The sequence below is a fragment of the Aquicoccus sp. SU-CL01552 genome (genome assembly GCF_040365005.1).
Lineage (GTDB): Bacteria > Pseudomonadota > Alphaproteobacteria > Rhodobacterales > Rhodobacteraceae > Antarcticimicrobium.
Window position 1 is genome coordinate 56,043 of sequence record NZ_BAABWV010000003.1, and the last position, 17,335, is coordinate 73,377.

At 66.0% G+C, this 17,335-nt stretch carries 25 protein-coding genes; 17 read left to right on the forward strand and 8 right to left on the reverse strand.

What is annotated here, in order from left to right:
- Positions 1–10: 10 nt before the first annotated feature.
- The 5 genes from ABWV23_RS04515 to ABWV23_RS04535 form a co-directional block, all read right to left on the reverse strand.
- A complete protein-coding gene (locus tag ABWV23_RS04515; protein WP_353345384.1) occupies positions 11–571 on the reverse strand; it encodes a F0F1 ATP synthase subunit B in 561 nt (186 codons plus the stop codon).
- Positions 572–576: 5 nt separating this feature from the next.
- Complete coding sequence (locus ABWV23_RS04520) at positions 577–1,134, reverse strand: F0F1 ATP synthase subunit B' (protein WP_353345386.1); 558 nt, start codon at positions 1,132–1,134, stop codon at positions 577–579.
- A 90-nt stretch (positions 1,135–1,224) separates the two neighbouring features.
- Positions 1,225–1,449, reverse strand: a complete 225-nt coding sequence (locus tag ABWV23_RS04525; protein ID WP_084351458.1) for a F0F1 ATP synthase subunit C — start codon at positions 1,447–1,449, stop codon at positions 1,225–1,227.
- Positions 1,450–1,501: 52 nt separating this feature from the next.
- Positions 1,502–2,272, reverse strand: a complete 771-nt coding sequence (locus tag ABWV23_RS04530; protein WP_353345389.1) for a F0F1 ATP synthase subunit A — start codon at positions 2,270–2,272, stop codon at positions 1,502–1,504.
- 2 nt (positions 2,273–2,274) lie between these two features.
- Positions 2,275–2,607, reverse strand: coding sequence for an AtpZ/AtpI family protein (locus tag ABWV23_RS04535; RefSeq protein ID WP_353345391.1), 333 nt, complete (start codon positions 2,605–2,607; stop codon positions 2,275–2,277).
- 232 nt (positions 2,608–2,839) lie between these two features.
- Between ABWV23_RS04535 and ABWV23_RS04540 the strand changes: the two genes are divergently transcribed.
- Positions 2,840–3,208 carry an ArsR/SmtB family transcription factor gene (locus ABWV23_RS04540; RefSeq protein WP_353345393.1) on the forward strand — a complete coding sequence of 123 codons (369 nt, stop codon included), beginning with the start codon at positions 2,840–2,842 and terminating at the stop codon, positions 3,206–3,208.
- Between the two features lie 44 nt (positions 3,209–3,252).
- Here the strand turns inward: ABWV23_RS04540 and ABWV23_RS04545 are convergent, their stop codons facing one another.
- Both ABWV23_RS04545 and ABWV23_RS04550 read right to left on the reverse strand, forming a co-directional pair.
- Positions 3,253–4,167, reverse strand: a complete 915-nt coding sequence (locus ABWV23_RS04545) for a DMT family transporter (RefSeq protein WP_353345395.1) — start codon at positions 4,165–4,167, stop codon at positions 3,253–3,255.
- A complete protein-coding gene (locus ABWV23_RS04550; protein WP_353345397.1) occupies positions 4,164–5,039 on the reverse strand; it encodes a LysR family transcriptional regulator in 876 nt (291 codons plus the stop codon). The genes ABWV23_RS04545 and ABWV23_RS04550 overlap by 4 nt, the downstream gene beginning before the upstream one ends.
- A gap of 122 nt (positions 5,040–5,161) precedes the next feature.
- Here ABWV23_RS04550 and ABWV23_RS04555 point away from each other — a divergent pair, with 122 nt between their 5' ends.
- The 16 genes from ABWV23_RS04555 (at position 5,162) to ABWV23_RS04630 (ending at position 16,077) form a co-directional block, all read left to right on the forward strand.
- Positions 5,162–5,752, forward strand: a complete 591-nt coding sequence (locus ABWV23_RS04555) for an FMN-dependent NADH-azoreductase (RefSeq protein ID WP_353345399.1) — start codon at positions 5,162–5,164, stop codon at positions 5,750–5,752.
- 318 nt (positions 5,753–6,070) lie between these two features.
- Entirely contained in the window at positions 6,071–7,582 is a 1,512-nt protein-coding gene (ffh, locus tag ABWV23_RS04560) for a signal recognition particle protein (protein ID WP_353345401.1), read from the forward strand.
- A complete protein-coding gene (locus tag ABWV23_RS04565) occupies positions 7,582–8,130 on the forward strand; it encodes a GNAT family N-acetyltransferase (protein ID WP_353345403.1) in 549 nt (182 codons plus the stop codon). The genes ffh and ABWV23_RS04565 overlap by 1 nt, the downstream gene beginning before the upstream one ends.
- A complete protein-coding gene (locus tag ABWV23_RS04570) occupies positions 8,127–8,687 on the forward strand; it encodes a GNAT family N-acetyltransferase (protein ID WP_353345405.1) in 561 nt (186 codons plus the stop codon). Before ABWV23_RS04565 ends, ABWV23_RS04570 begins: the two co-directional genes overlap by 4 nt.
- Positions 8,684–9,208, forward strand: a complete 525-nt coding sequence (locus ABWV23_RS04575; protein ID WP_353345407.1) for a GNAT family N-acetyltransferase — start codon at positions 8,684–8,686, stop codon at positions 9,206–9,208. The genes ABWV23_RS04570 and ABWV23_RS04575 overlap by 4 nt, the downstream gene beginning before the upstream one ends.
- Entirely contained in the window at positions 9,208–9,810 is a 603-nt protein-coding gene (locus tag ABWV23_RS04580) for a GNAT family N-acetyltransferase (protein WP_353345409.1), read from the forward strand. Before ABWV23_RS04575 ends, ABWV23_RS04580 begins: the two co-directional genes overlap by 1 nt.
- A gap of 31 nt (positions 9,811–9,841) precedes the next feature.
- Positions 9,842–10,138 carry a chorismate mutase gene (locus tag ABWV23_RS04585; protein ID WP_353345411.1) on the forward strand — a complete coding sequence of 99 codons (297 nt, stop codon included), beginning with the start codon at positions 9,842–9,844 and terminating at the stop codon, positions 10,136–10,138.
- A gap of 71 nt (positions 10,139–10,209) precedes the next feature.
- Positions 10,210–10,584, forward strand: coding sequence for a 30S ribosomal protein S16 (rpsP, locus tag ABWV23_RS04590; protein WP_353345413.1), 375 nt, complete (start codon positions 10,210–10,212; stop codon positions 10,582–10,584).
- A 10-nt stretch (positions 10,585–10,594) separates the two neighbouring features.
- Complete coding sequence (gene bluB, locus ABWV23_RS04595; RefSeq protein ID WP_502901599.1) at positions 10,595–11,230, forward strand: 5,6-dimethylbenzimidazole synthase; 636 nt, start codon at positions 10,595–10,597, stop codon at positions 11,228–11,230.
- 6 nt (positions 11,231–11,236) lie between these two features.
- Positions 11,237–11,755 (forward strand): ribosome maturation factor RimM, encoded by a 519-nt coding sequence (gene rimM / locus ABWV23_RS04600; protein WP_353345417.1) that lies wholly within the window; start codon positions 11,237–11,239, stop codon positions 11,753–11,755.
- 43 nt (positions 11,756–11,798) lie between these two features.
- Positions 11,799–12,578, forward strand: coding sequence for a hypothetical protein (locus ABWV23_RS04605; protein ID WP_353345419.1), 780 nt, complete (start codon positions 11,799–11,801; stop codon positions 12,576–12,578).
- Positions 12,578–13,375, forward strand: coding sequence for a hypothetical protein (locus ABWV23_RS04610; protein ID WP_353345421.1), 798 nt, complete (start codon positions 12,578–12,580; stop codon positions 13,373–13,375). The genes ABWV23_RS04605 and ABWV23_RS04610 overlap by 1 nt, the downstream gene beginning before the upstream one ends.
- A complete protein-coding gene (gene trmD / locus ABWV23_RS04615; protein WP_353345423.1) occupies positions 13,368–14,186 on the forward strand; it encodes a tRNA (guanosine(37)-N1)-methyltransferase TrmD in 819 nt (272 codons plus the stop codon). The genes ABWV23_RS04610 and trmD overlap by 8 nt, the downstream gene beginning before the upstream one ends.
- A gap of 263 nt (positions 14,187–14,449) precedes the next feature.
- Entirely contained in the window at positions 14,450–14,836 is a 387-nt protein-coding gene (gene rplS, locus ABWV23_RS04620) for a 50S ribosomal protein L19 (protein WP_353345425.1), read from the forward strand.
- An 11-nt stretch (positions 14,837–14,847) separates the two neighbouring features.
- Positions 14,848–15,069 (forward strand): 50S ribosomal protein L31, encoded by a 222-nt coding sequence (rpmE, locus tag ABWV23_RS04625; RefSeq protein ID WP_353345427.1) that lies wholly within the window; start codon positions 14,848–14,850, stop codon positions 15,067–15,069.
- Positions 15,070–15,267: 198 nt separating this feature from the next.
- Positions 15,268–16,077 (forward strand): division plane positioning ATPase MipZ, encoded by an 810-nt coding sequence (locus tag ABWV23_RS04630; RefSeq protein ID WP_353345429.1) that lies wholly within the window; start codon positions 15,268–15,270, stop codon positions 16,075–16,077.
- Between the two features lie 6 nt (positions 16,078–16,083).
- Here ABWV23_RS04630 and ABWV23_RS04635 read toward each other — a convergent pair whose 3' ends face one another.
- Positions 16,084–17,316, reverse strand: coding sequence for an adenylate/guanylate cyclase domain-containing protein (locus tag ABWV23_RS04635; protein ID WP_353345431.1), 1,233 nt, complete (start codon positions 17,314–17,316; stop codon positions 16,084–16,086).
- Positions 17,317–17,335 lie beyond the last annotated feature (19 nt).

Sequence of the window (17,335 nt, forward strand, 5' to 3'; positions counted from 1 at the left end):
ATCCCAAAGGTCAGTGCAGCTTGGCCTCCACCTCCGAGATGGCGGCGTCGATCAGCTTGTTGCCGTCGGCGGCGGTCATCTGCTTGGCAATGACCGAATTCGCGGCGGCCACAGCGATGGTCACGGCCTGATCGCGCACCTCCTTGACGGCGGCGGTCTGAGCCGAGGCGATCTGGTCCTCGGCGGCGGCCAGGCGGCGGGCGATGGATTTCTCCAGGTCAGCCTTGGCCTGTTCCGCAGCGGTGTCCGCGTCGGCCTTGGCTTGGGCCACGATCCGTCCGGCTTGCTCCTGCACTTCCTTCTGCTTGCGCTCGTAGGAGGCCAGCAGCGTCTGAGCCTCCTCGCGCAGGGCGCGGGCCTCGTCCAGTTCGGACTTGATCCCGGCAGCGCGGGTATCCAGCGCCCCGCCGATCATCCCCGGGACCTTGAAGTAGAACAGGACCCCGACAAAGACGATGAAGGCGATGAGCACAACAAAGTTGGTGTTGTGCAGCGAGAAGAACGGGCCGGAGGCCGCCAGCGCGGGGCTGGCGAAGCCGAGGCTCAGGATCAGGGCGGTCAAATTGCGCATCTGTCTTACCCTTTCATCCGGTCGGCGACGGCGCCGGAAACGGCGGCCTCGTCCGCTTTGAAGCCCATCGCCGAAACGATCTCGGCGGCGGTGTCCTTGGCCACGACCTCGATGCTCTCCAGCGCGCCGGCACGGATCTCGGCGATGGCCTTTTCCGACTCGGCGGCCTTGGCGGCAATCTCGGCGTCGGCCTTGGCGATGGCGTCGTCCAGGCCGGCCTGGATCTCGGCACGCGCCTCGGCGGAGATGCGTTGTGCTTCGGTCCGGGCCTCGGCAAGCGCCTTGTTATAGGCGTCCTCGGCCTCGGCGGCCTTTTGTTTCAGATCTTCGGCCGCGGCCAGATCGTTGGTGATGGTCCCGGCGCGTTCGGCCAGAATGCCGCCGATGCGCGGCAGCGCGACCCGCGACAGGACGAGGTAGATCACGACAAGCGTGACAACCAGCCAGAAAATCTGGTTCGGAAAGGTCGAGAAATCCAGCTGCGGCATGCCCGCGCCGCCATCGGCGGCGCCATGCGCCATCTCTGCCGCGGCGTGACCTGCGTCTTGTGTCTCTGTTGCCATGTCGTTCTCCTTGGGAACTTAGCCTACATCGGGCAGCGCCGGGTCATCCCCGCGCCGCCCGACCGTAAGGATCAGGTGTTCCGAAGGCGCTTAGACGGCGAACATCAGCAGAAGGGCGACCAGGAACGAGAAGATGCCCAGTGCTTCTGCAAACGCGATACCGATGAACAGGGTCGCGGTCTGACCGGCGGCGGCCGACGGGTTGCGCAGAGCGCCCGACAGGAAGTTGCCGGCAACATTGCCAACCCCGATTGCGGCTGCGCCGGAACCGATTGCTGCGAGGCCTGCGCCGATGTGTGCGAGATCGCCTTCCATGATGATATCTCCTTACGATTGGAAGTTTTGATATGTAGGTGAGGGTCGGACCTTAGTGCGACGGATGCAGCGCATCCTTGAGGTACACGCAGGTCAGAATGGTAAAGACATAGGCCTGGATGAAGGCCACCAGGACCTCCAGACCGTACATGGCAGTGATCGCCAGAACCGAGACCGGGCTGACGACGGTCAGCGCGGCAAAGCCCGCGAACACCTTGATCACGGCGTGTCCCGCCATCAGGTTGCCGGCCAGACGAATGGAGTGGCTGACGGGGCGCACGAAGTACGAGATCAATTCGATGATCGCCAGGATCGGGCGCAGCGGCAGCGGCGCGCTCGAGACCCAGAACAGGCCGAGGAAACCGGCGCCGTTCTTGACGAAGCCAAGGATGGTCACGCTCAGGAACACCAGCAGGGCCAGCACCACGGTGACGGCGAAATGCGAGGTGGTGGAGAACGACAGCGGCAGCAGGCCGAGGAAGTTGGCGGAGACGATGAACATGAACAGCGTCATCACGTAGGGGAAGAACTTGACCCCCTCCTTGCCGCAGATATCCACGACCATCTTGTGAATGAAGCCATAGGCCATCTCGGCCACCGACTGCATCCGCGTCGGCACCACGGCGCGGCGCGACGAGCCCATGACCAGCAGGACGATGATCGCAACGACCGAAAGCCCCATCCACAGCGCCGCGTTGGTCGGCGTGTACCAAGCCAGCGTGTCACCCCCGAACAGCGGCTTCACGATGAACTGATCCATCGGGTGGAATACCAGGCCGCCGCTTTCGGCGGCGTGTTCTGCACCATGCGCTTCGGTTGCCACGTTCAGTCCCTCTCGTCGTCTCGCTCGGCCTCATCGGCCAATTTCTGCTCCTGGATCTCCTGCGCGCTGCGAAGCATCGTCTTCACCCCCGCGGCAAGGCCCAGCAATGTAAACAGCACCAGGAAGATCGGGATCGTCCCGAACAGGCTGTCCAGCCCGTATCCGATGCCAAAGCCGATCCCGAGACCGGCAACAAGTTCGACCACCATCCGCCAGGCATGCTGTGCCTGTGAATAATGCTCATCCGCACGGGGCTTGGGCGCCTGCGCCTCTTTCGCCGCCGCGATCCGCGCCTCCAGCTGCGCCAGGCGCTGCTTTTGGTCGTCATCACTCACCGGCGTCTACCCCACGCTTTTCCAAGCAAGGTGCTAAGCGGGCGGGGGCGCAGAGTCAATTCCTAGAATGGCGACGACAGGAAATGCCTAAGGCTTTGTTATAGTGAGTATTTTTAAAGAGAAGAAGGGGCGACGGCGGTGCCGGGCGACGGCCCCCGGCCCCAGAATGGCGCGAAAGGCATATTCAACCAAACGGTTGACGATCGCCGCGCCCCGGCGCTAGGGGCTGCGCATGACAGATCCTCTCGACATGGTATTCGCCGCCCTCGCCGACCCGACCCGGCGGGCGATCCTGTCGATGCTGCTGGAAGATGACATGGCGGTGACGGACGTGGCCGAGCCCTTCGAGATGTCGCTGGCGGCGGTGTCCAAGCACCTGGTCATCCTCAGCCGCGCCGGGCTGATCAGCCAGGAACGGCGCGGGCGGGTGAAATGGTGCAAGCTGGAGCCGGACGCGCTGCGCGCCGCCAGTGTCTGGATGCAGGGGTTCGGCCAGTTCGAGCCGGTCAACCTCGACGCTTTCGAGCGGTTCCTCGAGGCCGAGCTCAGCCCGCCAGCCGATCATACGCCCGAAAGCGGATCCTCAGATCCGGCCGGCTGAGGGCGCCCAGCGAGACAGTCAGGCGGATATCCTGTTCGGTCATGTCAGGCGTCCTGTTCCAGCAGCAGGATCAACGCCACCACCGTCATCGCGATGCCCACCAGCACCAGCCCGTTGGGCGCGCCGTGGCCCTGGGCGATTTCCCACAGGATCACCCAGGACGGGGTGAGATAGGTGTAGGCCATCACCTTGGCCGAGGGCAGCCGCAGCGTGGCGAATTGCAACAGGACAAAGGTGGCCGCGCTGGCAAAGATCGCCAGGTAGAACAGCCCGACCCAGACGATCGGCGGCAGCGCCCCCCATTGCGTCGCGCGGATGTCGGTCCAGCCGAACAGGACCAGCACTACGAAGCCCGCCAGCAACATGCCGAAAGTGAACATCACCGCCGGTTCGCCCCGGTTCAGCCGCCGGACCATGGGCGTATAGGCCGCGTGGGCGATGCAGCCGACGAAATAGATCACCTCGCCCTTGCCGATGTGAAACGCCTTGGCCGTTTGCCAGTCGCCGTCGAAGATCACCCAGAGCGCACCGCCCGCCCCCACCGCCAACGCGGCGGCCATGCGGCGAGTGGTGACCTGCCGGAGCAGCCAGTAGCCGAACAGCGCCGAGAGGATCGGGGTCAGCGTAAAGACCGCCGAGGCGCTGACCGCCCGGGCCGTCTTCAACCCCTCGAACATCAGCACGAAATAGGCGGCGAAGAGCCCGCCGAGAACCAGGTACCGCCAGGGCGCGGCGAAGGCGGCGCGGCTGACCTTGCCGGTGGCCGCCGCGATGATGCCGATCACCACCGCCGCGATGGCAAACCGCGCCGCGTTGAGGGCCGCCGGAGCGATCTCGTTCGCGACCTGCGTGCCGAGCGAGAAGGACCCCGCCACCAGCGCCGAGAAGGCCAGCATCGCCAGGTGCCCCTGCGCCCGCGGGCTGAGCCCGGCGCGGGTCGCGGACCTTGCATCGCTCATTTGCACCACTCCTGCGACCGTTCCTTGAGATGGCGCAGGAAACTCTGCACCTTGTTGGTCCGGTGCAGGTCCACGTGGGTGACCAGCCAGAGCGCGCCCGTCCAGTCGTCCTGCGGCGGCATCACCTGGACCAGGCCCGGGTGGCGCGCCGCCTCCCACACCGCCATGAAGCCGATGCCGGCGCCGGCGAGGATCGCCTCATGGGTCGCCTCGCCGCTGTTGCAGCGAAAGGTGACCGCCTCTGGCGGGACATGGGCCTGCAGCCACTTGGCATAGGGGGCGCGGCTGTCGGGATCATCCGCGCCGACGAAATGGTGCCGGGCGAAATCCCCGACCTCGGGGCGGCCATGTTCGGCGATATAGCCCTTGGAAGCATACATCGCTATCGGCAGCTCCGCGAAGCGTTGCACCACGTTGTCGGGCTGGTCCGGGGCCGAGCCGGCGCGGATCGCCACATGTGCCTCGCCATATTCCAGGCGGAACAGCCGCTCGCCGGTCAGGAAGCGCACGATCAGGCCGGGATGGCTCGCCTGGAACTCGGCCAGCGCCGGCACCAGCAAGGGCGACAGCGACGCCAGGGAGGTCACGACCAGTTCGCCCTTTACCTCGTCGCCCTGCCCCTTGAGCCGGCCGGAGAGCTGGTTGAACTGATCCTCGGTCGCCTGTGCCACGCGCAACAGGTCCTGGCCCGCCTCGGTGGGGGTGTAGCCGCGGGCGTGGCGCTGGAACAGCTTGACGCCCAGCCGCCCCTCGATCGCGTCGATATGGCGGATGACGGTGGCATGGTGCACGCCCAGCACCTCGGCCGCGCCGCTGACCGTGCCCATGCGGGCGACCTGAAATGCGGTGCGGATCTCGTCCCAGTTGTCCATAGGCCTCTCCCAATATGTGCGCCAGCTCACAGATGGCCTGCTTTCTGGGTAATTGCGTTCGGTGATGCAAGATATATCTCTCTGCCACAACCAACAACCACCACCCGACCGGAGTTTCTGAAATGACCCATATTCTCAGGATCGACAGCTCGATCAAAGGCGCGGCCTCGGTTTCGCACAAGCTGCTGGACCGCGCCGAGGATAAACTGACCACCGCCCACCCCGATGCCGATGTGGTGACCCGCGACCTGTCCTCCGGCGTGCCGGCCATCGACGGCAACTGGATCGCCGCCGTCTTCACCCCTGCCGAAAGCCGCAGCGCCGCACAGGCCGAGATCGCCGCCTATTCCGATGCGCTGCTGGCCGAGGTGCGCGCCGCCGACATCCTGCTGATCGGTCTGCCGGTCTATAACTTCGGCGTTCCCGGCCAGCTCAAGGCCTGGCTCGACCACCTGGCCCGCAAGGGCGAGACCTTTCAATACACCGAAACCGGCCCCGAAGGCCTGCTGAAAGGCAAGCGCGCCATCGTCGCCTTTACCTCGGACGGAACCCGGTTCGGCTCCGAGGTCGATTTTGCCTCGGGCTGGGTGCGCCACATGCTGGGTTTTCTGGGCATCACAGACGTGCAATTCGTCCATGCCGACCAGATGGTCTTCGACGCCGAAGCGACGCTGAAGGCGGCCGAGGCCCAGGTCGACGCGCTGGCCGCCTGAGCCCGGTCCGTCGGGCGACTCTTTCGCCACCGCTCTGCTGTCCGACAGCGGCGTGCCCTTTTCCGGGCGCGCCGTTTTCGTTTGGCCCCGCAAAACTTGACTCCGGCCGGCAAACCCCGTAACCGCGTCGCAACCATCCGGGAGCACTGTGTCTTCCGGTCCCGCCCAGCAGGGATCGCCCCCCACCAGCGAGTTTCGCCCGTGGGGGCACAACTGTTTGGGAATTTGCCCTCGCCCGCCGGGGGTGTTTGAGAACTGACCCACCCGCTCCTATCTTTGGGGCGACATATGACAACCGGAGAAGGAGCCTGCTGGCCCATGTTTGAAAATCTATCCGAACGCCTCTCCGGCGTCTTTGACCGGCTGACCAAGCAGGGCGCGCTGTCCGACGAGGACGTCAAGACCGCCCTGCGCGAGGTGCGCGTTGCGCTGCTCGAGGCGGACGTGTCGCTGCCGGTGGCGCGCGATTTCGTCAAGGCGGTGCAGGAACAGGCCACCGGCCAGGCGGTGACCAAATCGGTCACGCCGGGTCAGCAGGTGGTCAAGATCGTCCATGACGCGCTGGTCGACGTGCTGCGCGGTGAGGACGACCCCGGCGCGCTCAAGATCGACAACCCGCCGGCGCCAATCCTGATGGTCGGCCTTCAGGGTTCGGGCAAGACGACGACCACCGCCAAGCTGGCCAAGCGGCTGACCGAGCGCGAGGGCAAGCGGGTGTTGATGGCCTCGCTCGACACCAACCGCCCGGCGGCGATGGAGCAGCTGGCCATTCTCGGCAAGCAGATCGGCGTCGATACCCTGCCGATCGTCAAGGGCGAGGATCCGGTCGCCATCGCCAAGCGCGCCAAGACCCAGGCCGCGCTGGGTGGCTATGACGTCTACATGCTCGACACCGCCGGCCGGCTGCATATCGACGAGGAACTGATCCAGCAGGCCGCCGACGTGCGCGATGTCGCCAACCCGCGCGAGACGCTGCTGGTGGTCGACGGGCTGACCGGTCAGGACGCGGTCAACGTCGCGACCGAGTTCGACGACAAGATCGGCGTCACCGGCGTGGTGCTGACCCGGATGGACGGCGACGGACGCGGCGGCGCGGCGCTGTCGATGCGCGCGGTCACCGGCAAGCCGATCCGCTTTGTCGGCCTCGGCGAGAAGATGGACGCGCTGGAGACCTTCGAGCCCGACCGGATCGCCGGCCGTATCCTTGGCATGGGCGACATCGTCGCGCTGGTCGAGAAGGCGCAGGAAACCATCGAGGCCGAGCAGGCCGAGAAGATGATGCGCCGCATGGTCAAGGGTCAGTTCAACATGAACGACCTGAAGATGCAGCTGGAACAGATGCTCAAGATGGGCGGCATGGAGGGCATGATGTCGATGATGCCCGGCATGGGCAAGATGGCCAAACAGGTCGAAGAGGCCGGTTTCGACGACAAGATCATCCGCCGTCAGATCGCCCTGATCCAGTCGATGACGAAAAAGGAACGGGCCAACCCCAAGCTGTTGCAGGCCAGCCGCAAGAAGCGGATCGCCAAGGGCGCGGGGATGGATGTGAGCGATCTCAACAAGCTTCTGAAGATGCACCGCCAGATGGGCGACATGATGAAGAAGATGGGCAAGATGGGCAAAGGCGGCATGCTGAAACAGGCCATGAAGGGCATGTTCGGCAAGGGCGGCCCAAGCCCCGAGGACATGGCCGCCGGCATGGACCCCAAGGCGCTGGAAGCCGCCGCGCGCCAGATGGGCGCAGGTGGCAAGATGCCCGGCGGGCTGCCCGGTCTGGGCGGCGCCGCGCTGCCGCCGGGGCTGAGCGGATTCGGAAAGAAGAAGTGATGACTGCCGTCGCCATCCCCACGCTTGAGACCGAACGTCTGATCCTGCGCGCTCCGGGTCCGCAGGATTTCGTCCCCTTCGCCGCGTTCTACGCCAGCCCGCGCGCCAATTTCGTCGGCGGTCCGCTGAATGCCGAAGGCAGCTGGCGCATGCTGGCGATGGAGATCGGCCACTGGACGCTCAAGGGGTTCGGCCGCTGGACCGTGACCGAAAAGGGCGATGACACCGCCGTCGGCATGGTCGGCCTGTTCGACCCCGAGGGCTGGCCCGAGCCGGAAATCGGCTGGGACCTGTTCAACGGACACGAAGGCAAGGGATATGCCACCGAGGCGGGACGCGCCGCGCGTTCCTACGCCTATGACGTGCTGGGATGGCAGACCGTGATCAGCCTGGTGAAACCGGCCAACGTGGGCTCGGCCCGCGTCGCCGGGCGGCTGGGTGCGCGGCACGAGGGCGATTTCACCCATGAGCGGCACGGGTTCATGCAGGTCTGGCGCCACCCGGCGCCGGGAGATCTCGCCGATGGCGGGATGGAGGCCTACGCGTGAGCGCGCTTTGCCTCGATATTCCCATCGTGGAGACCGGCCGCCTGATCCTGCGCGGGCCGGAAGCGCGTGATTTCGAGGCGGTCGCGGCGTTTTTTGCCGACGGTGATCGCAGCTGGGGCTTTGGCGGGCCGAAAAGCCGCAACGAGGCCTGGCGCTGGTTCGCCGGCAACATCGGTCATTGGGCGCTGAACGGCTACGGGTTCTGGACGGTGGAAACCCGCGAGGACGGCCAGATCATCGGCATCGTCGGCCTGTGGAACCCCGAGGGCTGGCCCGAGCCGGAGCTGGGCTGGGTGATGTTCGAGGGCAGCGAAGGCAGGGGCTATGCCTTTGAGGCCGCGCAGGCCGCGCGCGATCATACCTACGGCCCGATGGGGTTCACCACGCTGACCAGCAACATCCTGCCGGGCAACGCGCGCTCGGTCGCGCTGGCCGAACGGCTGGGCGCCCGATACGAGCGTGACTTCACCAATGTCACCGGGGATACGGAGATGGCCTATCGCCACCCCTCGCCCGAGGCGCTGGCCAAGGCGCAAGAGCAGGAGGGCGCGGCATGACCGGCTTTGCCCTGCCCATCCCGGTGATCGAGACCGAGCGGCTGGTGCTGCGCGGCCCGCGCGAGGACGATTTCGAGGCGCATCTTGAATTCGCAACCTCCGAGCGTTCCAAATTCGTCGGCGGTCCCAGCGACCGCTGGCAGGCCTGGCAGGGTTTCTGCACCGGTATCGCGCATTGGGTTCTGCGGGGCTACGGGTTCTGGCTCATCGAAGACAAGGCCACCGGCTCTACTCTCGGCAAGACCGGATTCATTTGCCACGACGGCTGGCCGGAACCGGAACTGGGCTGGCACGTCTATGGCAATGCCGAAGGCAAGGGCATTGCCTTCGAGGCGGCACAAGCCGCCCGCGCCTACGGGGCGGAGCATTTCGGCCTCGAGCGTGTCATATCTCATATCGCCCCGGAAAACGTCCGCTCCATCGCTCTGGCAGAGCGGCTGGGCGCCGTGTTCGAGAGGGAAAGCGAGTTGCTGGGCCGGCCCTGCTTTATCTACCGCCATCCCGTGACGGAGGCCGCCTGATGCCCCAAACCATCCCCGTGCTGGAAACCCGGCGGCTGGTCCTGCGCGGCCCCGAGGCCGAGGATTACCCCAACTTCAAGGCCACCTTCACCAGCTATCGCGCGCGTTTCATGGGCGGGCCGCTGAACCCCTATGAAAGCTGGATGCTCTATGCTGCCGAGATCGGCCATTGGCAGATTCGCGGCTATGGCATGTGGATGATCCACGACAAGGCCAGTGACGAGACCTATGGCATGGCCGGCGGCTGGAAACCGGCGCAATGGCCCGAGGCCGAGATCGCTTGGGTGATCTGGCCCGACAAGGGCGGCAAGGGCTACGCGCTGGAGGCCACCGATGCGGTGCGCCGCTATCTCTATGCCGAAAAGGGCTGGACCACCGCGGTGAGCTACATCGACCCCAAGAACCTGGATTCGATCCGGCTCGCCGAGCGGCTGGGCGCGGTCAAGGATCCCGACGCGGCCAGCATCGACGGCAGCGACGCGGTCTATCGCCACCCGGCGCCGGCGCAGCTGGACGGCAGCCAGCTGGCGCATGGGATCGAGATGGAGATCGGCCATTACGCCGACCCGATGTTCAAACCGAAGGGCTGGGCCATTGACTGACATCCAGCCCCCCGCAGAAGGACACCGCACCATGACCGACGACGCGACCCGCGCCGCCGCCCTGCTGATGGAACATCGCGAGAGCATCGACCGGCTCGACGCGATCCTCGTCTATACCCTGGGCGAGCGGTTCAAGCACACACAGGCTGTCGGGAAACTGAAAGCCGAACACGACCTTCCCCCGTCCGATCCGGCCCGCGAGGCGGCACAGATCGAACGGCTCGAAGACCTGGCGAAACAGGCCGACCTGGATCCTGAGTTCGCCAAGGCGTTCCTCAACTTCATCATCGAGGAAGTGATCCGCCACCACAAGAAACACCAGGAATGACCCTCCTGGATCACTAGACACCAGAAATAACCGGGGCTTTCCCGGTCAACGCCATCAAAGGAGAAATCACCATGGCAATGAAAATCCGACTGGCCCGCGGCGGCTCGAAAAAGCGTCCCTTCTACCGCATCGTGGCCTCCGACAGCCGCATGCCGCGCGACGGCCGCTTCATCGAAAAGCTGGGCACCTACAACCCGCTGCTGCCGAAAGACAGCGAAGAGCGCGTGAAGATGGACATCGACGCCGTCAAGGCATGGCTCGACAAGGGCGCCCAGCCGACCGACCGTGTCGCCCGCATGCTGGAGGCCGCCGGCGTCCTTGAGAAGAAAGAGCGCAGCAACCCCAAGAAGGGCGAGCCGGGCACCAAGGCCAAGGAACGCGCCGAGGAGAAGGCTGCCAAGGCCGCCGAAGCAACCGAAGCCGCCGAGGCCCCGGCCGAGGACTGAGAGCGTGACCCTGCGGGACACGGCGTTTTCCTCTGAGTTTCGCAGCCAGCTCGACCTGCTGATGCGACTCCGGCGCGACGTGCGCCGGTTTCGCACCGACCCGGTGGACGAGGCGGCGCTGACGCGCTGCCTCTCCGCCTTCGGCCTGGCCCCCTCGGTGGGGCTGAGCCAACCCTGGCGCATCCTGCGCATCGAGACCGATGCCGCCCGCGATGCCGCCCTGAAGAATTTCCAGGACAGCAACAGCGACGCGCTGGCCGGCTATTCCGGCGAGCGGGCCCTTCTGTACAGTCAACTGAAGCTCTCCGGCATGCAGGAGGCGCCGGTGCAACTGGCGATCTACTGCGACGACGACACCGAACAGGGTCACGGGCTGGGCGCCGGCACCATGCCCGAGATGCGCCGCTATTCGGTGGCCTGTGCCATCGCCCTGTTCTGGCTGCGCCTGCGGGCCGAGGGGCTGGGGCTGGGCTGGGTCTCGGTCCTGGACCCGGCGCGGCTGAACCGCGACCTGAAGGTGCCGGACGGCTGGCAACTGATCGGATATTTTTGCCTTGGTCACCCGGAAGCTGTATCAGAAACCCCGGAACTGGAACAAAACGGATGGGAGCGCCGCCGCGCCGCCCTGCCCATCGAAATCCGCTGAGGCCCCATGACGAATTCACCTGCTGAAGACCTGGTCTGTGTCGGCGCCATCGCCGGCGCCTATGGCGTGCGTGGCGAGGTGCGGCTGAAAAGCTTTTGCGCCGAGCCCGAGGATATCGAGGTCTATGCCCCGCTCAGCACCGAGGACGGCGCGCAGAGCTACACGGTGGGGATCACCGGGCGGATCAAGAACGGGCTGACCGCGCGCCTTGGCGGCGTCGACAGCAAGGAGGCCGCCGATGCCCTGAAGGGGGTGCGCCTCTATGCCCCCCGCGACAGGCTGCCGGCGCTGCCCGATGACGAGTTCTATCACGCCGACCTGATCGGGCTGGAGGTGGTCGACACCGGCGGCACCGTGCTGGGCCGGGTCCGGTCGGTGCAGAACCACGGCGCCAGCGACCTGCTCGAGATCGCCGGACCGGGGCTGAAGACGACCGTGCTGCTGCCCTTCACGCAGGAGGCCGTGCCGACCGTCGACCTCGAGGCCGGGCGCATCATCGCCGATCCGCCCGAGGGGCTGTTCTGATGCCCGTCCGCCGCGCCCCTTGCCCTCCCACCGGCCGCCGGTAATGCGCGTGCTCCTGCATGCCGGGTTCCACAAGACCGGGACCACGACGGTGCAGCAGGCGCTTTATCGCAACCGCGATACCCTGGCGCCGCATCTGCGGTTGGTGCCCCGCGCGCGCATGGCCCCGGCGGGCAAGGCGGCGCAGGCCTGGTCGGCGGGCGGCGATCCCATCGACCTCGCGCTGTTCGGCTACGAGTTGGCACAGGTGATGGAGGGATGGGACGGCGATGATCCGCGCCCGGTGGTGATTTCGGCCGAGGATCTGTGCGGCCACATGCCAGGGCGGGATGGCGTGGAAACCTATGCCGCGACCGCACCGCTGATGCGGACGGTTTCCGAAACGCTGGCCGCCGTGCAGCCGAAGGCGGCGCCGGTGTTCTATTTCTCCACCCGTGGGGCCGAGGACTGGCTGGCCAGCGCCTATACCCAGCACCTGCGCGCGTCGCGCCTGACGCTGAGCGAAAAGGCGTTTTACGACCGGTTTCGCGGCGCTGCCGACCTCGCCGCAGTGGCCGCGGGCATCGCGGCGGCTCTGGCGCCCCTCCCGGTGCATCACTGCGCGCTGGAGCAAAGCCGCACCCGCGCGCTGGGGCCGCTCGATCCGCTGCTCGACCTGCTTGAGCTTCCCGAGGGGCTGCGCGACGGGTTGGAGCCGCAGCCGCCTGCCAATCCGGCGCTGCCCGCCGATTGCGCCAGGGGATTGCTGGCGCTGAACCGCAGCGATCTGGACGACGCCGCGCTGCGCGAGGCCAAGCGCGCGCTGATCGCGGAGCACGCCTGATGCCACGGGCCATCGTGATCCATCCCGGCTTTCACAAGACCGGAACCTCGACCCTGCAACAGGTGCTGAAACACAACCGCCCGGCGCTGAAGGGGCAGATGCGGATCGTGCTGAAGGGCGAGATGAAGGATCTGATCCACGCCGCGCGCGGCTATTCCACCTGGCGCGATCCGTTCACGCTGGACAAGTTCGCGCACAGGTTCCGCGCCCTGCTGGAGCGCGTGGGGCAAATGCCCCGGCGGGTGCTCTGCCTCTCCGCCGAGGAGCTTTCGGGCCACCTGCCGGGGCGCGCGGGCATTCCCGACTATTCCGCCGCGCCGGTGCTGGCGGGGGAAATGGCACGCATCGCGGGCGAGATGCACCCCGGCACGCCGATCCGTTTCTACCTGACCCTGCGCGACCGCGAACCCTGGCTGCACAGCGCCTATTGGGAACATGTAAAGGCCTCGTCCATGACCCGGGACTGGGAGGATTTCGCAAGGACCACCCGCCCCGGTGCCGACCTGACCACGGCGGCAGATGCGGTGGCAGTAGCCGTGCCCGGGACGGTGCACCGCCGACGGCTGGAAGATTGCGCCGCGCACCCGCTTGGCCCGGCCGCGCCCCTGCTGGATCTTTGCGGCATCCCCGCCGAAGTTCAAAGCGACCTGGCGCCGGTTCCCCCCGCCAACACGCGCCGGGACGACAGCGTTCTGCTTGCGCTTCTGGCCGCCAACCGCGCATACAGCGACCGCGACGCACGCCAGGCCGCCAAACGGGCGATCCTGGACGCCGCGCAGGAGACGCCGCATGACTGACAGCCCCGAAACCCCGGCCCGTTCACTGGGCCGCAAGACCATTCGCCCGACCCTGAAGCCGCGCGAGCTGATCACCCAGACCCCCGACCTTTTCGGGGTGTGGAAGGCCAAGGTGATCACGCTGTTTCCCACGGCCTTTCCCGGCGTGCTGGGCGAAAGCCTGACCGGCAAGGCCCTGCAGGAGGGGTTGTGGCAGCTGGAAACGCTGGACCTGCGGCAGTTCGGGATCGGCAAACACCGCAACGTCGACGACACCCCCGCCGGCGGCGGCGCCGGTATGGTGTTGCGCGCCGACGTCCTGGGGCCGGCGATCGAACAGGCAATGGAGGGCACCGCGCCCAACTGGCCTCTGATCTATCTCAGCCCGCGCGGGCGGCGGATGGACCAGCCGCTGATGCGCAACCTGGCCCGCGCCGATGGCGTTACGCTGATCTGCGGGCGGTTCGAGGGCGTCGATGAGCGGGTGCTGGAGGAATACGGCGTGCAGGAGGTCTCGCTGGGCGATTTCGTGATGACCGGCGGCGAGATCGCGGCGCAGGCCCTGATCGACGCCACCGTGCGGCTGTTGCCCGGCGTGCTGGGCAACCAGGCCTCGACCGAGGAGGAAAGCTTTTCCTCCGGATTGCTGGAACATCCGCAATATACCCGGCCCGCCGCGTGGAAGGATCGCCCGATCCCCGAGGTTCTGATGTCGGGCCACCACGGACGCATCGCGGACTGGCGCCAGCAGATGGCCGAGCGCCTGACGCAGGAGCGTCGACCGGACCTCTGGAGCAGCTATCTGGCCGGCAAGGGCGACGATCAGGGTTGATCCGCCCCCGTTTATCCCGTAAACGCGCGCAGATCCCGACCCGCAATGGCGGCTTGGGATTCGTCGGGTATTGCTGAATTCCGGGTGCAGCAGGCTTTCTTCGGCCAAACGCACCAAGCATTCCCCGCGATGCAAGGAACGGACGACCTGATCTCTGGCGGGCGCCCCCGATTTGTCGGGACAGCGGACCCGGTGAAGACCAAGAGCTCTTAGGGCGCGCAAATCTTCGTGGATCAACCGCGAGCAAATCAGGAGTAGATGCGATGGACCTGATCGCACAGCTGGAGGCGGAACAGATTTCCGCCCTGGGGAAAGACATCCCCGACTTCAAGGCCGGTGACACGATCCGTGTCGGCTTCAAGGTGACCGAAGGGTCGCGCACCCGCGTGCAGAACTATGAAGGTGTCTGCATCAGCCGCAAGAACGGCGCTGGCATCGCCGGTTCGTTCACCGTGCGCAAGATTTCCTTCGGCGAAGGCGTGGAACGTGTGTTCCCGCTTTACTCGACCAACATCGACAGCATCACCGTTGTCCGCCGCGGCCGCGTTCGCCGCGCCAAACTGTACTATCTGCGCTCGCGTCGCGGCAAATCGGCCCGGATCGCGGAAGTGTCGAACTACAAACCCAAATCGGCTGGCGCCGAGGCGTAAGGAGCGGAGCGATGAAAAACGGCATTCACCCCGAATATCACCTGATCGACGTCAAGCTGACCGACGGTACCGTGGTGCAGATGAAATCCACCTGGGGCGCCGAAGGCGACCAGCTGGCACTGGACATCGACCCCTCGGTGCACCCGGCCTGGACCGGTGGCTCCTCGCGCCTGATGGACACGGGCGGCCGCGTGTCGAAGTTCAAGAAGAAATACGAGGGCCTCGGCTTCTGAGCCGACCTCCTCGATGGTTTCGGAACGCCGCCCCCTCGGGGCGGCGTTTTTCGTTTCAGCCCCATGCGCGGGTGGCGTGGCAATCACATCGACTTGTGAAACCACTTGCGCGCAAGCTAGGGGTTTTTCTTGCAACCGCCCCAAGATATAGTATGCCGAACGGGAAAACAGAGCCTAACAAGGGCCGGAGACGAGAATATGGCGCATATCATTGTGGTCGGAAACGAAAAGGGCGGTGCGGGCAAATCCACCGTCTCGATGCATGTGGCAAGCGCACTTGCCCGGCTGGGCCACAAGGTGGCAGCGCTGGATCTGGACCTGCGCCAGCGGTCACTGGGACGCTACGTGGAGAACCGCGCCGCATTCATCAAGGAACACGACGTGGACCTGCCTCAGGTGCGGCTGCACGAGCTGCCGGAGATCGACCCGGCCACGCTGAATCCCGGCGAGAACGTCTATGACCACCGGCTGTCGGCGGCGATCTCGGGGCTGGAGGCGGACAATGATTTCATCCTGATTGATTGCCCCGGTTCGCACACCCGGCTGAGCCAGGTGGCGCATTCGCTGGCCGATACGCTGATCACGCCGCTGAACGACAGTTTCATCGATTTCGACCTGTTGGCGCACACCGATCCCACCGGGGAAAAGATCCTCGGCCCCTCGGTCTATTCCGAGATGGTGTGGAATGCCCGCCAGTTGCGGGCACAGGCCGGGCTGAAGCCGATCGACTGGGTGGTCATTCGCAACCGCGTCGGCACCCAGCGGATGGTGAACAAGGAAAAGATGGAGCGCGCGGTCAAGATGCTGTCCAAGCGCATCGGGTTCCGCATCGCCCCCGGCTTTTCCGAGCGCGTGATCTTCCGCGAGCTGTTTCCGCGCGGGCTGACCCTGCTGGACCTGCGCGATGTCGGCGTGCGCCAGCTCAACATCTCGAACATCGCGGCGCGACAGGAATTGCGCGACATGATGAAGGCGCTGAACCTGCCCGACGTCAACGTCAAGTTCTAGGCAGTTTCAGGCCACCGGGGTATAGACGGTGAACAGCTCCTGCGGCTGGGACACCCCGCGCAGCATGTAGCGCCCCAGCGACACCAGATCATGCGGTCCGCCCGGCGCGGCCTTGCGGATCGCCTCGGACAGGATCACGTTCTGCCCGAGGCTGCGGTGCATCTCGGACAGGCGCGCGGTCAGATTCACCGCCGGGCCGATCACGGTGAAATCCAGCCGGGTTTCCGACCCGATATTGCCGTAAAAAATCTCGCCCGCGTGCAGCGCCATGGTGAAGCCAGTGACCGGCAGCGCCTGCGCCACGCGATCCCGGTTGAGTGCCTCGATCCGCTCGGTCAGGTCGGCCACCGTGTCCAGCGCGGCCCCGGCCGCGACCGCCTGCTCCGGCTGGTCGAACATCGCCAGCAACCCGTCGCCCATGAACTTCAGGACATGACCGCCGCGCGCGTGGATCGTGTCGACCACCACCCCGAGATAAGCGTTGAGCATGGTGATCAGGTCGGGAACCGGGATGCGCTCGGCCAGGCTGGTAAAGCCGCTGAGGTCGAAATAGAAGATCACCGCGTCGATCCGCTGGAGCGAGCCGCGCTGGATTTCGCCCGACAGCACCCGCCTGCCGGCGTCATGGCCCAGGTAGGCGCCCAGCAGATCCCGCGCGATCCGCCGGTTCGACGTCGATTTCAACGCCAGCCCCAAGTGCGGCAGGGTGCCCCGAATCAGGCACAGATCGCTGTCCGAGAACCCGTCCGGGTGATCGCTGGTCCAAGAGGCGAGCATGCCCTCGGGCGTATAGGCGGGATCGAAATCCGCGTTCTCGGCCGGTTTCTCGAACGTCAGGCCGGTGGCGAAATAATCGGTCGCACCGCGTTCGCGCAGCTCGTTGAGCAAGGGATACCGGCTGTGATGCCCCGGGTCGGGCATGCGCTCGCGCAGCTCCGTCTTGCCGGAGTGAATGATCTCATAAAGCGGGCTTTGCAGCCATTCCCGGCGCGGCGTGGTCTGGTGGGCAAAGCGTTGCTGCGACACGCCGCTTTCCCCGCGCAGCCATTCGAAGGCGATCCCGCCAAAACGCGGGTGCAGGGCCCGCTGCGCCACGTGCAGACGATAGAGCGGCACGCCGATCTCCGTGAGCTTGCCGCAATACCCGGACAGCAGTTCCTCGCGCGCGGTTCCGTCGATGCCACGCGACAACAGCCAATCCGACAGGTCAGGCGCGGCAGGATGGCGGGAACGGGACATGCAAAGGCTCCACGAGAGA

Bases quoted from the DNA above. Each gene is read 5' to 3' on its own strand.
- ABWV23_RS04515 (WP_353345384.1), bottom strand. From the start codon at position 571: ATGCGCAATTTGACCGCCCTGATCCTGAGCCTCGGCTTCGCCAGCCCC.
- ABWV23_RS04520 (WP_353345386.1), bottom strand. From the start codon at position 1,134: ATGGCAACAGAGACACAAGACGCAGGTCACGCCGCGGCAGAGATGGCG.
- ABWV23_RS04525 (WP_084351458.1), bottom strand. From the start codon at position 1,449: ATGGAAGGCGATCTCGCACACATCGGCGCAGGCCTCGCAGCAATCGGT.
- ABWV23_RS04540 (WP_353345393.1), top strand. From the start codon at position 2,840: ATGACAGATCCTCTCGACATGGTATTCGCCGCCCTCGCCGACCCGACC.
- ABWV23_RS04545 (WP_353345395.1), bottom strand. From the start codon at position 4,167: ATGAGCGATGCAAGGTCCGCGACCCGCGCCGGGCTCAGCCCGCGGGCG.
- ABWV23_RS04550 (WP_353345397.1), bottom strand. From the start codon at position 5,039: ATGGACAACTGGGACGAGATCCGCACCGCATTTCAGGTCGCCCGCATG.
- ABWV23_RS04555 (WP_353345399.1), top strand. From the start codon at position 5,162: ATGACCCATATTCTCAGGATCGACAGCTCGATCAAAGGCGCGGCCTCG.
- ffh (WP_353345401.1), top strand. From the start codon at position 6,071: ATGTTTGAAAATCTATCCGAACGCCTCTCCGGCGTCTTTGACCGGCTG.
- ABWV23_RS04565 (WP_353345403.1), top strand. From the start codon at position 7,582: ATGACTGCCGTCGCCATCCCCACGCTTGAGACCGAACGTCTGATCCTG.
- ABWV23_RS04575 (WP_353345407.1), top strand. From the start codon at position 8,684: ATGACCGGCTTTGCCCTGCCCATCCCGGTGATCGAGACCGAGCGGCTG.
- ABWV23_RS04580 (WP_353345409.1), top strand. From the start codon at position 9,208: ATGCCCCAAACCATCCCCGTGCTGGAAACCCGGCGGCTGGTCCTGCGC.
- ABWV23_RS04585 (WP_353345411.1), top strand. From the start codon at position 9,842: ATGACCGACGACGCGACCCGCGCCGCCGCCCTGCTGATGGAACATCGC.
- rpsP (WP_353345413.1), top strand. From the start codon at position 10,210: ATGGCAATGAAAATCCGACTGGCCCGCGGCGGCTCGAAAAAGCGTCCC.
- rimM (WP_353345417.1), top strand. From the start codon at position 11,237: ATGACGAATTCACCTGCTGAAGACCTGGTCTGTGTCGGCGCCATCGCC.
- ABWV23_RS04605 (WP_353345419.1), top strand. From the start codon at position 11,799: ATGCGCGTGCTCCTGCATGCCGGGTTCCACAAGACCGGGACCACGACG.
- ABWV23_RS04610 (WP_353345421.1), top strand. From the start codon at position 12,578: ATGCCACGGGCCATCGTGATCCATCCCGGCTTTCACAAGACCGGAACC.
- trmD (WP_353345423.1), top strand. From the start codon at position 13,368: ATGACTGACAGCCCCGAAACCCCGGCCCGTTCACTGGGCCGCAAGACC.
- rplS (WP_353345425.1), top strand. From the start codon at position 14,450: ATGGACCTGATCGCACAGCTGGAGGCGGAACAGATTTCCGCCCTGGGG.
- rpmE (WP_353345427.1), top strand. From the start codon at position 14,848: ATGAAAAACGGCATTCACCCCGAATATCACCTGATCGACGTCAAGCTG.
- ABWV23_RS04630 (WP_353345429.1), top strand. From the start codon at position 15,268: ATGGCGCATATCATTGTGGTCGGAAACGAAAAGGGCGGTGCGGGCAAA.
- ABWV23_RS04635 (WP_353345431.1), bottom strand. From the start codon at position 17,316: ATGTCCCGTTCCCGCCATCCTGCCGCGCCTGACCTGTCGGATTGGCTG.